This is a genomic window from Mycolicibacterium thermoresistibile (genome assembly GCF_900187065.1).
Lineage (GTDB): Bacteria > Actinomycetota > Actinomycetes > Mycobacteriales > Mycobacteriaceae > Mycobacterium > Mycobacterium thermoresistibile.
Window position 1 is genome coordinate 2,761,502 of record NZ_LT906483.1, and the last position, 13,874, is coordinate 2,775,375.

The 13,874-nt window shown below is 71.0% G+C and carries 14 protein-coding genes and 1 pseudogene; 9 read left to right on the forward strand and 6 right to left on the reverse strand.

Annotated features, from left to right (window positions below):
• Positions 1–70: 70 nt before the first annotated feature.
• Positions 71–472 (reverse strand): secondary thiamine-phosphate synthase enzyme YjbQ, encoded by a 402-nt coding sequence (locus CKW28_RS12925; RefSeq protein ID WP_040546714.1) that lies wholly within the window; start codon positions 470–472, stop codon positions 71–73.
• 165 nt (positions 473–637) lie between these two features.
• On the opposite strand from CKW28_RS12925, the gene CKW28_RS12930 reads away from it, so the two are divergent.
• Positions 638–1,261 (forward strand): hypothetical protein, encoded by a 624-nt coding sequence (locus CKW28_RS12930; RefSeq protein WP_040546716.1) that lies wholly within the window; start codon positions 638–640, stop codon positions 1,259–1,261.
• Between the two features lie 64 nt (positions 1,262–1,325).
• Complete coding sequence (locus tag CKW28_RS12935) at positions 1,326–1,619, forward strand: GlsB/YeaQ/YmgE family stress response membrane protein (protein ID WP_003925471.1); 294 nt, start codon at positions 1,326–1,328, stop codon at positions 1,617–1,619.
• A gap of 43 nt (positions 1,620–1,662) precedes the next feature.
• Here CKW28_RS12935 and CKW28_RS12940 read toward each other — a convergent pair.
• The 3 genes and pseudogenes from CKW28_RS12940 to CKW28_RS12950 form a co-directional block, all read right to left on the reverse strand.
• Positions 1,663–1,839, reverse strand: a pseudogene (locus CKW28_RS12940) (gas vesicle protein K); the annotation flags it as partial.
• A gap of 148 nt (positions 1,840–1,987) precedes the next feature.
• The gene (locus CKW28_RS12945) at positions 1,988–3,328 is read right to left on the reverse strand and encodes a replication-associated recombination protein A (RefSeq protein ID WP_003925473.1); all 1,341 of its coding nucleotides are present in this window, start codon (positions 3,326–3,328) and stop codon (positions 1,988–1,990) included.
• 61 nt (positions 3,329–3,389) lie between these two features.
• Positions 3,390–4,226, reverse strand: coding sequence for a DUF3097 domain-containing protein (locus CKW28_RS12950; protein ID WP_003925474.1), 837 nt, complete (start codon positions 4,224–4,226; stop codon positions 3,390–3,392).
• An 84-nt stretch (positions 4,227–4,310) separates the two neighbouring features.
• On the opposite strand from CKW28_RS12950, the gene CKW28_RS12955 reads away from it, so the two are divergent.
• From CKW28_RS12955 to CKW28_RS12965, 3 genes are read left to right on the forward strand one after another with little or no spacing between them, the layout of a single operon-like run.
• Entirely contained in the window at positions 4,311–5,102 is a 792-nt protein-coding gene (locus CKW28_RS12955) for an SDR family NAD(P)-dependent oxidoreductase (RefSeq protein WP_040546718.1), read from the forward strand.
• A gap of 1 nt (position 5,103) precedes the next feature.
• Positions 5,104–5,961, forward strand: a complete 858-nt coding sequence (locus CKW28_RS12960; RefSeq protein ID WP_003925476.1) for an LLM class F420-dependent oxidoreductase — start codon at positions 5,104–5,106, stop codon at positions 5,959–5,961.
• Positions 5,958–6,455, forward strand: a complete 498-nt coding sequence (locus tag CKW28_RS12965) for a nuclear transport factor 2 family protein (protein ID WP_003925477.1) — start codon at positions 5,958–5,960, stop codon at positions 6,453–6,455. Before CKW28_RS12960 ends, CKW28_RS12965 begins: the two co-directional genes overlap by 4 nt.
• Positions 6,456–6,718: 263 nt before the next feature.
• Here CKW28_RS12965 and aspS read toward each other — a convergent pair whose 3' ends face one another.
• Both aspS and CKW28_RS12980 read right to left on the reverse strand, forming a co-directional pair.
• On the reverse strand, positions 6,719–8,485 hold the full coding sequence (aspS, locus tag CKW28_RS12975) for an aspartate--tRNA ligase (RefSeq protein WP_003925478.1): 1,767 nt from the start codon (positions 8,483–8,485) through the stop codon (positions 6,719–6,721).
• A gap of 74 nt (positions 8,486–8,559) precedes the next feature.
• Positions 8,560–10,095, reverse strand: coding sequence for a carboxylesterase/lipase family protein (locus CKW28_RS12980; protein ID WP_003925479.1), 1,536 nt, complete (start codon positions 10,093–10,095; stop codon positions 8,560–8,562).
• Between CKW28_RS12980 and ypfJ the strand changes: the two genes are divergently transcribed.
• From ypfJ to CKW28_RS13000, 4 genes are all read left to right on the forward strand, one after another.
• Positions 10,094–10,981, forward strand: a complete 888-nt coding sequence (gene ypfJ, locus CKW28_RS12985; protein WP_003925480.1) for a KPN_02809 family neutral zinc metallopeptidase — start codon at positions 10,094–10,096, stop codon at positions 10,979–10,981. The genes CKW28_RS12980 and ypfJ overlap by 2 nt on opposite strands.
• Positions 10,968–12,623, forward strand: coding sequence for a DUF885 domain-containing protein (locus CKW28_RS12990; protein ID WP_003925481.1), 1,656 nt, complete (start codon positions 10,968–10,970; stop codon positions 12,621–12,623). Before ypfJ ends, CKW28_RS12990 begins: the two co-directional genes overlap by 14 nt.
• Complete coding sequence (locus CKW28_RS12995; RefSeq protein ID WP_003925482.1) at positions 12,616–13,314, forward strand: MBL fold metallo-hydrolase; 699 nt, start codon at positions 12,616–12,618, stop codon at positions 13,312–13,314. Before CKW28_RS12990 ends, CKW28_RS12995 begins: the two co-directional genes overlap by 8 nt.
• A 105-nt stretch (positions 13,315–13,419) precedes the next feature.
• On the forward strand, positions 13,420–13,863 hold the full coding sequence (locus tag CKW28_RS13000; protein ID WP_110844424.1) for a DUF1801 domain-containing protein: 444 nt from the start codon (positions 13,420–13,422) through the stop codon (positions 13,861–13,863).
• Positions 13,864–13,874 lie beyond the last annotated feature (11 nt).

The following is a 13,874-nucleotide window of genomic DNA, read 5'->3' on the forward strand; positions in this document are numbered from 1 at the left end:
CTCGGCGTCCGGCGAATCCATCGACCGCCCTACAGTACCGGTACGGGCTCGGGCGCCCGTGTCGGCGCAGTCAGCCGTTTATGAAGCTCAACCGCACCGAGCGGCGCGGGTTGTCCCGATTGAGGTCCACCAGCACCACGCTCTGCCAGGTGCCAAGCAGGGGTTCACCGCCCTGAACCGGGATCGTCACCGACGGCGCCACCAGCGCCGGCAGCACGTGATCGGCACCATGTCCCGGGGAGCCGTGCCGGTGCCGGTACCGGTCATCGCGCGGCAGCAACCGGTCCAGGGTATCCACGAGATCCTCGTCGGAACCCGACCCGGTCTCGATCAGGGCGAGCCCCGCCGTCGCGTGCGGTGCGAACACATTGCACAGCCCGTCGCCGCGGCCGGCGCAGAACTCGCGTACCTGTGGGGTCAGGTCGACGATGCGACGACGTGCGGTGTCGACGTCGAGCACCTCGGTCTTCATTCCTCCAGCCTAGCGGCCCGGATCTGCAGATTCCGTTCCGGAACCTCCCCCGAACCTCCCCCGAACCTCCCCCGAACCATTGCCACGGGGCCGGCGACGGAGGACGCTGATAACTGAACCGGTGGCGCCCACCGGGGCGCTGCCCCGAGGTGACAGGGGGGAATCGTGTTCGCACGTTCATCCACATTCATGGCGCGTCCGAGCTGCATCGACGCCGGGATCGCCCACATCCGCGACGAAGTGATGCCCCAGCTCTCGCTGCAGAGCGGTCATGTCGGGCTGTCGTTGCTGGTGGATCGGCGGTCCGGGCGCTGCATCGCCACCAGCGCCTGGGACCGCGAGGAGGCCCGCCGGGACAGCGCCGGCCCGGCCGAGCGGTTGCGGCACCGTGCGGCCGAGGTGTTCGGCAGTCCCGAGCCGAAGGCCGAGGACTGGGAGATCGCCGTGCTGCACCGGGACCACGCGGCCGGCGACGGCGCCTGTGTGCGGGCGACCTGGATCAAGCTGGTGCCCGACCAGAGGAAGCGTTCGCTGGAGTACTACCGCACCGCGGTGCTGCCCTCGGTCGAGGAGCTCGACGGCTTCTGCAGCGCCAGCCTGCTCATCGACTCGGCGGCCCGGCGTGCGGTGTCGTCGACCACATTCGACAGCCACGAGGCGATGGAACGCAACCGGGAGCAGGCCACCGCCCTGCGCACCGCGCGGCTGCGGGAGCTGGGTGCGGAGCTGCTCGACGTGGGCGAGTTCGAGCTGGCCATCGCGCAGTTGCGGGTGCCCGAGCTGGTGTGAGACCGGTTTACTGACGCCCGCGAAAGGGCACCTCCGCTGCACCTGAAAGCACTGGAGGAATCTCATGACCATCACCGGCGTCATCAGCGCAATCCTGGTGGGAATCGTGGTCGGCGCGTTGGGCCGACTGCTCCTGCCCGGTAAACAGAACATCGGGATCCTGGTGACCATCCTGGTGGGCATCGTCTCGGCCTTCATCGGTACCGCGATCGCCCGGGCGGTCGGCATCCCCACCGCGACCCGCGGGATCGATTGGCTGGAACTGCTCGTCCAGGTGGTCGTCGCGGTGATCGGAGTCGCGATCGTGGCGTCGCTGATGGGACGCAGAAGTCGCCGTCACGGGGTACTCGGTCACTGATTGTCGAGCCGAACCCGGCCGGTCGACCACCGGCCGGGTTCCGCTAGGGGGGCTCGCGGGGCAGCAACGGTCCCAACGGACCGAGATCGATGTTGAGATCCTCAGGTGTCAGGCCGAAATGGTCCCGCAACTCCGCCATCTTCTCCTCGAGCAGCATCAGCGTCGTGCCGATCCGCTCGATCTGCTCATCGGTGAGATCACCGGCGTCGACCCGCCGGATCGGACGAGCATGCGGTGTGCCGCACACTATTTGCTGTCTGTTTCCGGTGCACCGCGGCGGGTCCGGCCGGTCCACCACGCGGCGGGTTCCCCGGGAAATCACCGATGGTGTGCGGTGGCGCGGCGGCCGCAGGACGGTGGCAAACCGGTCAGGACCGCCCGCGCAGGCCGCGGATGATCGCACGCAACCGGTCGACCCGGCCGGCGATCTCCCGTTCGGCGCCCCGGCCGGTCGGCCGGTAGTAGTCCACGCCCACCAGGGTGTCCGGCGGATACTGTTGCGCCACAACGCCGTCCGGATGGTCGTGGGAGTACTTGTACCCCTGGGCGTGGCCGAGCCGCGCCGCGCCCGAGTAGTGGCCGTCGCGCAGGTGGGCCGGCACCAGCCCGGCCTTCCCGGCCCGGATGTCGGCCATCGCGGCGCCCAGCGCGGTGGTCACCGCATTGGACTTCGGCGCGGTGGCCAGGTGCACGGTGGCGTGCGCCAGCGTCAGTTGCGCCTCGGGCATCCCGATCAGCTGCACGGTCTGGGCCGCTGCCACCGCGAGCGGCAGTGCCGTCGGATCGGCCATCCCGATGTCCTCGCTGGCCAGGATCATCAGCCGGCGTGCGATGAACCTCGGATCCTCACCGGCCACCAGCATCCGGGCCAGATAGTGCAGAGCCGCGTCGACGTCGGAGCCCCGCACCGACTTGATGAACGCGCTGACCACGTCGTAGTGCTGATCCCCGTCGCGGTCGTAGCGCACCGCCGCCTGATCCAGGGACTGTTCGATGGTCCCGACCGTGACCCGCTCGCCCGCCTCGGCGGCCACCTCGAGCGCGGTCAGCGCACGGCGGGCGTCACCGGCCGACAGCTGCACCAGCAGCTCCACCGCGTCGTCGCTGACCTCGACCTTCCCGCCGAGACCGCGCGGGTCGTCGATGGCGCGGCGCACCACGGTGCGGATGGCGTCGGTGTCCAGCGGCTGCAGCTGCAGGATCAGCGACCGGCTCAGCAGCGGCGCGACCACCGAGAACGACGGGTTCTCCGTCGTCGCCGCCACCAGCAGCACCACCCGGTTCTCCACCGCCGCGAGCAGCGCGTCCTGCTGGGTCTTGGAGAACCGGTGCACCTCATCGATGAACAGCACGGTCTGCTCACCGCGCATCGCGGCGCGGCGGGCGGTGTCGATGACGGCGCGCACCTCCTTGACGCCCGCCGACAACGCGGACAGCGCCTCGAACCGCCGGCCGGTGGCCTGGGAGATCAGCGACGCCAGCGTGGTCTTGCCGGTGCCCGGCGGTCCGTACAGGATGACCGAGGCCGCGCCCGAGCCCTCGACGAGGCGGCGCAGCGGGGCGCCGGGCTGCAGCAGATGGTCCTGGCCGACGACCTCGTCGAGGTTGGCCGGCCGCATCCGCACCGCCAGCGGCGCCGGGGTGGTCGGTGCCCCGGGTTCCGCGGTGGAGGCCGGTTCACCGGGCAGATCGAACAGGCTGTCGGACACGCCTCAGGCTTACCACGACCGTCGGTCACTCGTCGCGCGTGTGTGGGGGCTGCTGCACGCCTCAGGTCCCGGGCGCCGTCACGAAGTCGATCAGCTCCTCGACCCGGCCGATCAGCGCCGGCTCCAGATCCATCCAGTTGCGCACCTGACCGCGGATCCGTTGCCAGGCGTGCGCGATGTCGGCCTGGGTCTGATGCGGCCAGCCCAGCGCCGCGCACACCCCGGTCTTCCAGTCGGTGCCGCGCGGCACCGTCGGCCAGGCCTTGATGCCCAACCGTTCCGGTTTGACCGCCTGCCAGATGTCGATGAACGGGTGGCCGACCACCAGGGTGTGCGCACCGAACGGTCCCTGCTCCACCTCACCGGCGATGCGGGCCTCCTTGGAGCCGGTGACGAGATGGTCGACCAGCACCCCCAGCCGCCGGCCGGGGCCGGGCCGGAACTCCGCGACGATGTCGACCAGATCGTCGATCCCGCCGAGATACTCGACCACCACCCCCTCGACCCGCAGATCATCGCCCCACACCTGTTCGACCAGCTCGGCGTCGTGGCGGCCCTCCACGTAGATCCGGCTCGGCAACGCGACCCTCGCCCGTCCGCCCCGCACCGCCACCGACCCGGATGCGGTGCGGGCCGGCGCCTTGGGCGCCTCGCGCCGCGGCGGCGTGAGGATCACCGGTTCACCGTCGATCAGATAGCCGGGCCCGATCGGGAACGGTTTGGTGCGGCCGTGGCGGTCCTCCAACCGCATCCGGCCGAACTCGATGTGCACCACCGCGCCGACGAATCCGGTCTCCGCATCCTCGACGACCAGGCCCAGCTCGACGGGACGTTCGGTGGAGCGGGGCCGCCGATGCGGATTGTTGGTCAAGACATCACTGCCATAGCGATCAGCCACCCGGGTGATCGTAGGGAAGCCCGCGATGAATAGGTCTCACCACCGCCAGCGTGTTGGCTTCGGCGCACCTGAGACCATCGGAGGGTGACCGATCTGACTCGATACGGGCCCACGGCGGTGATCGCGGGCGGTTCGGAAGGTGTGGGCGCGGAGTTCGCCCGGCTGCTCGCCGACGCCGGCATCGACCTGGTGCTGATCGCCCGCAAACCCGGTCCGCTGGAGGACACCGCCGCCGACTGCCGGGCCCGCGGTGTCGAGGTGCGCACCATCTCGGCGGATCTCACCGACCCGGCCGCGGTGCACCGGGTGCTCGCCGAGTGCGCCGGCCTCGAGGTCGGACTGCTGATCTACAACGCCGGCGCCAACACCTGCAGCGAGGAGTTCCTCGACGGCGAGCTGGCCGACTTCGACAAGGTGCTGCGGCTCAACATCGACACCATGCTCACCCTGGTGCAGCACTTCGGCCGGCCGATGCGGGAGCGGCGCTCCGGCGGCATCCTGCTGGTCGGGTCGATGGCCGGCTACCTCGGCTCGGCCCGGCACACCGTGTACGGCGGGGTCAAGGCGTTCGGCCGGATCTTCGCCGAGAGCCTGTGGCTGGAGCTGCGCGACCACGGTGTGGACGTCCTCGAACTGGTACTCGGGGTCACCCGTACCCCCGCGATGGAGCGGGCCGGGCTGAATTTCGATGTCCCCGGGCTGCGGGTGGCCGATCCCGCCGATGTCGCCCGCGAGGGTCTCGAGCGGCTGCCGCACGGTCCGGTGCACGTCGCCGGCGGGAACGCCGAGGACGTCGCCCGGCGCAACGATCCGGACCGGGCCAAGGTGGTGCTGGGTGCCCACCGGTTCGTGCAGAAGCTGATCGGGCAGGCCTGACATGCGCATCGGGATCTCCACCCCGGTGGTGATGCAGATGCCCGGCGTGGCCTCGGACTGGGAGCGCACCGCCGGCCCCGACGAGCTGGCCCGCGTCGCGGCCGCCGCCGACGACCTGGGATTCGAGTTCCTCACCTGCGCAGAGCATGTCGTGGTGCCGGAGGCCGACGCCGCGGTGCGCGGTGCGACGTACTGGGATCCGGTGGCCACGTTGGGTTTCCTGGCCGCCCACACCACAAGGATTCGGCTGGCCACCTCGGTGATCGTGCTCGGCTACCACCATCCACTGGAGGTGGCCAAACGGTACGGCACCGTGGACCGGCTCAGCGGCGGGCGGGTGATCCTCGGCGTCGGTGTCGGATCGCTGAAGGCCGAGTTCGATCTGCTCGACGCCGCGTGGTCGGACCGCGACGCCCGGGCCGACGAGGCGATCCGGGCGTTGCGGGCGTCACTGTCGCAGAGCCGTCCGCACCATGACGGCGAGCACTACCGCTACTCCGGGTTCATCGTCGAACCGTGCGCGGTGCAGGACCGGGTGCCGATCTGGGTGGGCGGCAGGACGCGGCGATCGCTGCGCCGGGCGGTGACGCTGGGTGACGGCTGGATGCCGTTCGGGATCAGCGCCGCCCAGATCTCCGAATGGCTCGGCTCGGTTGAACTTCCGGACGGCTTCGAGGTGGTCCTGGCGACCTCGGCGCTGGATCCGCTGGGTGATCCCGACGCCGCTCGCCGGCGGCTGGACCGGCTGCGGGAACTCGGTGCGACGGCCGTGACCGCGACCGTCTCGGCGACCTCGGCCGCCCACTACTGCGAACAACTCGCCGCACTGCGGGATCTGGCGATGGGAGACGCGCTGTGAGTGACCGGGAGAGCCGAGACCGGCTGGCCGCGCTGGAACGGCGGTTGCAGCGGATCGAGGACGAACGCGCGATCGAGCGGATGATCGCGTCCTACGGTCCCCTGGTGGACGCCGGGGAGGCCGACGCCGCTGCGGAACTGTGGGCCGTCGACGGCGGTTACGACGTCGAGGGCTGGCCGATGCACAGCCGTGCCGAGGTGGCCGCGATGGTGCGCTCGGACGCCCATCAGGGTTTGATCCGCGGCGGCTGCTGCCACTTCCTCGGTCCGGCGGTGGTCACCGTCGACGGCGACGAGGCGGTCGCGGTGTGCGACTCGATGCTGATGGTGCACCGCGACGGCCGGTTCGTGGCCGCGCGGGTCGGCGCGAACCATTTCCAGCTGCGCCGCATCGACGGCCGCTGGCAGATCACCAAACGGATCATCCGCGGCCTGGACGGCAGATCCGAGGCGCGCGAACTGCTCTCCGACGGGGTCGCGGGCCGCACCCGCTGACCGCTGGGCCCCGGCCAGCACCGCCTGGGTCTGCGTGACCCGGGCCACCGGCCTGCCACGGTCGTCGGTCAGCGTGGTCCGCACGACGATCGTGGTGCGGCCGACGTGCAGCGGTGTGCAGGACGCGGTCACGTCGCCACCGCGGACGGCGCGGAAGAACGCGGAAGAACGCGGAAGAAGGTGTCGGCGAACGCCATTAACGCACCGCCGTGCAGGATTCCGCCGGTATCGATGTCGATTACCTGACAGGTAACCGGATTCGGTCAGTCCGTCTCGGGTTTGGCGTCGATGCCGGACTCCTTGCGCTGCTCCGGGGTGATCGGCGCCGGCGCATCGGTCAACGGATCCACCCCGCCGCCGGTCTTGGGGAACGCGATGACCTCGCGGATGGAGTCGAACCCGGCCAGCAGCGCGGTGATGCGATCCCACCCGAAGGCGATGCCGCCGTGCGGTGGCGCCCCGAAGGTGAAGGCGTCCAACAGGAATCCGAACTTCTCCTGCGCCTCCTCCGGACCGATGCCCATCACGTCGAACACCCGCTCCTGGACGTCGCGGCGATGGATACGGATGGAACCGCCGCCGATCTCGTTGCCGTTGCACACCAGGTCGTAGGCATCGGCCAGCACCACGCCGGGATCGGTGTCGATGCGGTCGACGAACTCCGGTTTGGGTGCGGTGAACGCGTGGTGCACCGCGGTCCAGGCGCCCGAGCCGACCGCGACGTCGCCGTGCGCGGCCGCCTCGTCGACCGGTTCGAACAACGGCGGGTCCACCACCCAGGTGAACGCCCAGGCGTCGGGGTCGATCAGATCGAGACGTCTGGCGATCTCGTTGCGCGCGGCGCCCAGCAACGCCCGGGACGACTTCGGCGGCCCCGCGGCGAAGAACACACAGTCACCCGGCGCCGCGCCGACGTGCGCGACCAGTCCGGCGCGTTCCTCGTCGGACAGATTCTTGGCCACCGGACCGCCCAGCGTGCCGTCCTCACCGACCAGGACATAGGCCAGCCCGCGCGCGCCACGCTGTTTGGCCCACTCCTGCCAGCCGTCCAGGGTGCGCCGCGGCTGCGACGCACCGCCGGGCATCACCACCGCGCCCACGTACGGCGCCTGGAACACCCGGAACGGGGTGTCCTTGAAGAACTCCGTGCACTCGACGAGCTCCAGCCCGAACCGCAGATCGGGCTTGTCGGTGCCGAACCGGCGCATCGCCTCGGCGTAGGTGATCCGCGGCAGCGGGGTCGGGACGTCGTAGCCGATCAGTCTCCACAGCGCGGTGATGATCTCCTCGGAGACGGCGATGACGTCCTCGGCGTCGACGAAGCTCATCTCCATGTCGAGCTGGGTGAACTCCGGCTGCCGGTCGGCGCGGAAGTCCTCGTCGCGGTAGCAGCGGGCGATCTGGTAGTAGCGCTCCATCCCGGCGACCATCAGCAGCTGTTTGAACAGCTGCGGGCTCTGCGGCAGGGCGTAGAAGGTGCCGGGCCGCAGCCGCGCGGGCACCAGGAAGTCGCGCGCGCCCTCCGGGGTGGACCGGGTGAGGGTGGGGGTCTCGATCTCGACGAAGTCGTGCCGGGCCAGCACCTCGCGGGCCGCGGCGTTGACCTTGGAGCGCAGCCGCAGCGCGTTGCCCGGCCGTTCCCGCCGCAGGTCCAGATAGCGGTACTTGAGCCGGGCCTCCTCGCCGGGGGCCTCGTCGAGCTGGAACGGCAGCGGCGCGCACTCCCCCAGCACGGTCAGCTTGGTGGCGTTGACCTCGACCTCGCCCGTCGGGATCTCCGGGTTCTCGTTGCCCTCCGGGCGGATCTCCACCACCCCGTCGACGGCGATGCAGTACTCGGCGCGCAACCGGTGCGCCTGCTCGAGCACCTCACCCTCGCGGAACACCACCTGCGAGACCCCCGACGCGTCGCGCAGATCGATGAAGATGACGCCGCCGTGGTCGCGGCGCCGCGCCACCCACCCGGCCAGGGTCACGGTCTGGCCGGCGTCGGTGGGCCGCAGTGAACCGGCGGAATGACTGCGCAGCACGAAAACTCCTGTTGATGGCCGGACGATCGGGACTGCCACAGTCTAGAGGTGGCCGGGTGAGCGGAATCCGCGGCTCAGTACACGCCCTGCCAGGCCGTGCGCCGGACCACATCGGGATCGTCGGCGACGAGGTCCTCGCCGGTGCGGATGAGGCGGGTGCGCCGCCGCCCGGTGTCGTAGCGCGGCCAGTCGGACCCGGGGTGATCGTCGGTGGCGAAGGCCAGCCAGGCGCGCTGCATGCGCCGCCCCACCGCCGGCGTCCGGCGGGCACCGAGCGGGTGCAGCCGCCGGCCCGGGTACGACGCATAGGTGTGCTGGATGTGCACGATCTCACTGCCGTGGGTGGCGCCCAGACCGAGTGCCCGCAGGGCCGGCGGGGCGTGCTCGAAGCGGTACAGGTAGGTCGGGGCGTGTGCGCTGTAGGCGTCGGCGAACGCCCAGGTCGGCGCGGCGAACATGACGTCGGCGCCCACGGCCACCGCGGCCCGGCGGCGCGGATATCCCGGGTAGGCGGCCAGCACGGTGTCGCGGGCGTGCGGCGCGTGGCGCCGGAAGTAGTGCTCCACCCGGTCGGGGGTGGTGGGCAGCATCGGCGGCCGGCCCCAGGCGAACATCGACGCCTCATCGCTGTTGGTGCCGATGATCAGCGGCACCGGGTGCACCGTCCCGGCCCGGGCCGCCGCGATCGGATGCCGCGGCAGCAGGTCCACGCCGTGGGTCAGGCCGTACGCCAGGGCCGGACTGTCGGCGATGCTGTCCAGCTGTACCAGCCCGGCCGCCCGGCGCAGCGCACGCTGCGGCAGTTCCCGGATGTCGTCGACCCCGACACCGAGCCGCTCGACGAAGCGGGCCGCCCGTCCGGCGCGCAGGTCGGCATCGGCGATCAGCGGCAACGCCGGGCTCTGGGCGATGGCCCGGTGGAACAGCCCCCGCGCGGCCGGGCTGGCCAGCAGCGCGAGCACCGATGTGGCCCCGGCGGATTCGCCGAACACGGTGACCCGGCCGGGATCGCCGCCGAACGCGGCGATGTTGTCGCGCACCCACCGCAGTGCGGCGACCTGATCGCGCAGCGCCAGGTTGTCGTCGAAGCCGGCGCCCAGGCCGCTCAGTTCGAATCCGCCGAACACCCCCAGCCGGTAGGTGACGTTGACCACGACCACATTGCCGTTGGCGGCCAACCGTGAGCCGTTGTAGAGCTGCAGATGCCCGGCGCCGTACACGAACGCGCCACCGGGAATCCACACCATCACCGGCAGCGATCCGCCGGGATCGGGTGACCAGACGGTCAGCGTCAGACACGCCTCGTCGCGGATCCTGGGGTCGTCCTTACCGCCGCCGACGAACGACCTGCCCTGGGGCGGGATCGGCGCCGGTTCCACCGCGTCCCGCACGCCCGACCACGGCCGCGGCGGCTCGGGCGCCCGGAACCGCAAATCCCCCACCGGTTGTCGGGCGTACGGCACACCCCGCCACACCGCGACCCCTTCCGCGGCCTGTGCGGGGACGTTCTCGTAGCTGCCGCGCAGCCGCCCCAGCGGCGTGTCCGCGATGGGCGAACGTTCGACGACGGCGGTCACACCGGCATGGTAGTTGTGGGACGCTGAACCCATGACCTTCAACGAGGGGATGCGCATCGACACCAGCACCACGTCGACCGGCGGCGGGGGCGGTGGCCGGCGGATCGCCGTCGGCGGCGGTATCGGCGGGTTGCTGGTGGTGGTGGTCGCGTTGCTGCTCGGTGTGGACCCCGGCACCGTCACCCCGCAGCAGCAGCGGCTGGACCCCGGCGGCGCGGCCTCCGAGGGCTTCGACCTCAGCCAGTGCCGAACCGGCGCGGACGCCAACCGGCTGGCGGAGTGCCGGGTGGTGGCCACCGGGAACTCGCTGGACGCGGTCTGGGCGCAGCTGCTGCCGGGATATCAGCGCCCGCGCATCATGCTGTTCACCGATGCGGTGAACACCGGCTGCGGAGCGGCGACCAGCGATGTCGGACCGTTCTACTGCCCGGCCGATCAGACCGCGTACTTCGACACCGGCTTCTTCGATGTGCTGCGGGATCAGTTCGGTTCCAGCGGCGGGCCGTTGGCGCAGGAGTACGTGGTGGCCCACGAGTTCGGGCACCACGTGCAGAACCTGCAGGGCACGCTCGGCCGGGCGCACGGTCCGGCCGCGCAGGGCCCGCAGGGAGCCGGGGTGCGCACCGAGTTGCAGGCCGACTGCTACGCGGGGGTGTGGGCGCATTACGCCGCCATCACCGAACAGGAGGACACCGGGGTGCCGTTCCTCGAGCCGCTGAGTGATCAGGACATCGCCGACGCGCTGTCGGCCGCCGCGGCGGTCGGCGACGACCGGATCCAGCAGGCGGCGACCGGCCGGGTGAGCCCGGAGTCGTGGACGCACGGGTCGTCGGCCCAGCGGCAGAAATGGTTCACCGTCGGCTACCAGACCGGCGACCCGCAGCGGTGCGACACGTTCGCGACCGATGACCTCGGGTAGGACCCCGACGGCCGTCGACGCCGCCGCCGAACGCCACCTGGCGCGCTTTGCGGCGCTGGACCCGTGCGCGGCCACCGAGATGGGTCTGGCCGGCTACGACGACCAGATCACCGACTACTCCCCCGACGGGGTGCGGGCGCGCGCCGAACTGGCCCGGTCCACGCTGGCCGAGGTGGCCGCGCTGGAACCGGCCGACGACGTCGACGTGGTCACGTTGGCGGCGCTGCGGGAACGGCTCGGCACCCAGGTCGAACTGCACGAGGCCGGACTCGATGTCGGCGAGCTGAACAACATCGCCTCACCGCTGCAGACCATGCGTGACGTGTTCGACCTGATGAGCGCCGACAACGAGGAGGACTGGGCGCTGATCAGCACCCGGCTGTCGCGGCTGCCGGACCGCGTCGCCGGGTACGCCGAGGCGCTGCGGACCGCCGCGAACGGCCCGCAGCCGCCGGCCATCCGCCAGGTGCGCCGCGGCATCGAGCAGGCCGGCCAGATCCAGCGGTTGTTCGTGGAGATGGCGACCGACGCGCCGGTGCACGACCCGACACTGCGGGCCGAGTTGCTGCGGCACTCCCGGGCCGCGGCCGCCGCCTACCAGGGGTTGGCCACCGTGCTGGCCGAGGAGATCGCCCCGCGGGCCCGCACCCGCGACGCCTGCGGTCGCGACGCCTACCGGTTGTTCTCCCGCTGGTTCCTCGGCGCCGCCGTCGACCTCGACGAGACCTACGAGTGGGGCCTGGAATTGCTGAAAAGCATTCAGGCCGAGCAGGAATCGACCGCCAACCAGCTCTACCCCGGCGTCTCGGTCGCCGAGGCGCTGGACCGGTTGGACACCGAACCCCGGTATCTGGTGCGCGGCACCGATGCGCTGCAGGCCTGGATGCAGGACCTGTCCGACCGGGCCGTGCAGGCGCTGGCCGATCACCACTTCGACATCCCGGAGCCGCTGCGCCGGCTGGAATGCCTCATCGCGCCCACAAACACCGGCGGCATCTACTACACCGGCCCGTCCGAGGATTTCAGCCGGCCCGGCCGGATGTGGTGGTCGGTGCCGCCGGGGGTGGACACCTTCCACACCTGGCAGGAGACCACCACGGTGTTCCATGAGGGGGTGCCGGGGCATCATCTGCAGATCGGCCGCGCGGTGCTGATGTCCGACCGGCTCAACCGGTGGCGCCGGCTGGGCTGTTTCGTCTCCGGCCACGGTGAGGGCTGGGCACTCTACGCCGAACGGCTCATGGCCGAACTGGGCTGGCTCGACGACGCCGGAGACCGCATGGGAATGCTCGATGCGCAACGCTTCCGGGCTGCCCGAGTGGTCATCGACATCGGCGTGCACTGTGAGCTGACCGCACCGGACGGCACGGTGTGGGATGCCGCCAAGGCGGCCGACTTCCTCGCCCGGCACACCGTGCAGACCGAGGAGAAGCTCCGCTTCGAACTCGACCGCTATCTCGGCTGGCCCGGTCAGGCGCCGTCGTACGCGGTGGGACAACGGATCTGGCAGCAGCTGCGGGAGGAGATGACCGCGCGCGGCTGGCCACTCAAGCAGTTCCACAGCCGCGCACTGGATCTCGGCGGGCTGCCGCTCGACGTGCTGCGGTCGGCCCTGCTCGACACCGGGGCCGCCGATGGCTGAGCCGTCGGCCGAGCCGGTGCGGGCCGTCGAGGTGACCGCCGAATTGAGCCTGCTCCACATCGACGGCTGGCAGGTCTACGTGTGGCGGGACGGGGACGAGGTCACCGTGATCGACACCGGCCAACCCGGATCCGGTGCGCGGATCCTCGCCCACACCGGAACGGTCACCCAGGTGGTGCTGACCCACGGGCATGTCGACCACTGCGGGTCGGCCGCCGAACTGCAGCGGGCCACCGGGGCGTTCGTGGCGGCGGGTGCCGGGGACACCGACGCGATCCAGGCCGGCGCCGCGCTGCCACCACCGGTGTTCGAGGACTGGGAACGGCCGATCCACGAACAGGTCGCCGCCGGGCTGCCCGAGGCCGCGCCGGCGGTCACGGTGCACCGCGACCTCATCGACGGCGATGTGCTGGATTTCGGCGGCGGTGCACGGGTGCTGGCGGTGCCCGGCCACACCGACGGCAGCATCGCGATCCATCTGCCCGAACACGGGGTGTTGTTCACCGGTGACACCGTCGCCAACGTCGGCACGCTGTCGTTGGGGGTGTTCAACCGCGACCGGGCCCGCACCATCGAGGCGTTCCGCCGGCTGGCGGCGCTCGACGTCGAGACCGTCTGCTTCGGGCACGGCGACCCGATCGTCGAGGGCGGCGGGCACCGGCTCCGCGAAGTCGCGGCCGAACTGGGCTGATCTCACCGTCTCTCACCGTCTCTCAGCGTTGATGTCGACAACCTCGCGCTGCAGGCGCCGGTGTGGTCTTGACAAGCCGGGTGGCCACCGGCGAGGTTGGGTGTGGTGGCGGCATCGAAGAAATCCTCAGCTGACAACCCGGCCGGGCCGAAACTGCTCTCCGGCGGCAACCCGCAGATCCCCAAGGGCGACGGCGACGGCCCGGTGCAGGCGTACATCGCAGCGATGCCGGGCTGGAAACGACCGCTCGGTGAGCATCTCGACGAGCTTATCGGGCGGACCGTGCCCGGCGTGCGCAAGGCGGTGAAATGGAACCAGCCGTTCTACGGACATCCCGACAGCGACGGCTGGTTCTTGGCCTTCCGCTGCTACACGAACTACGTGCAGCTGCAGTTCTTCCGCGGCACCTCGCTGGAGCCGGTGCCGCCGAAGGCGTCCAGACATCCGGAGGTGCGCTACCTCGACATCCGCGCGGACGACGAGCCCGACGACCGTCTGCTGGCGTCCTGGGTCGAACAGGCCGCCGCATTGCCCGGCGAACCGATGTAGCGGAGATCCAG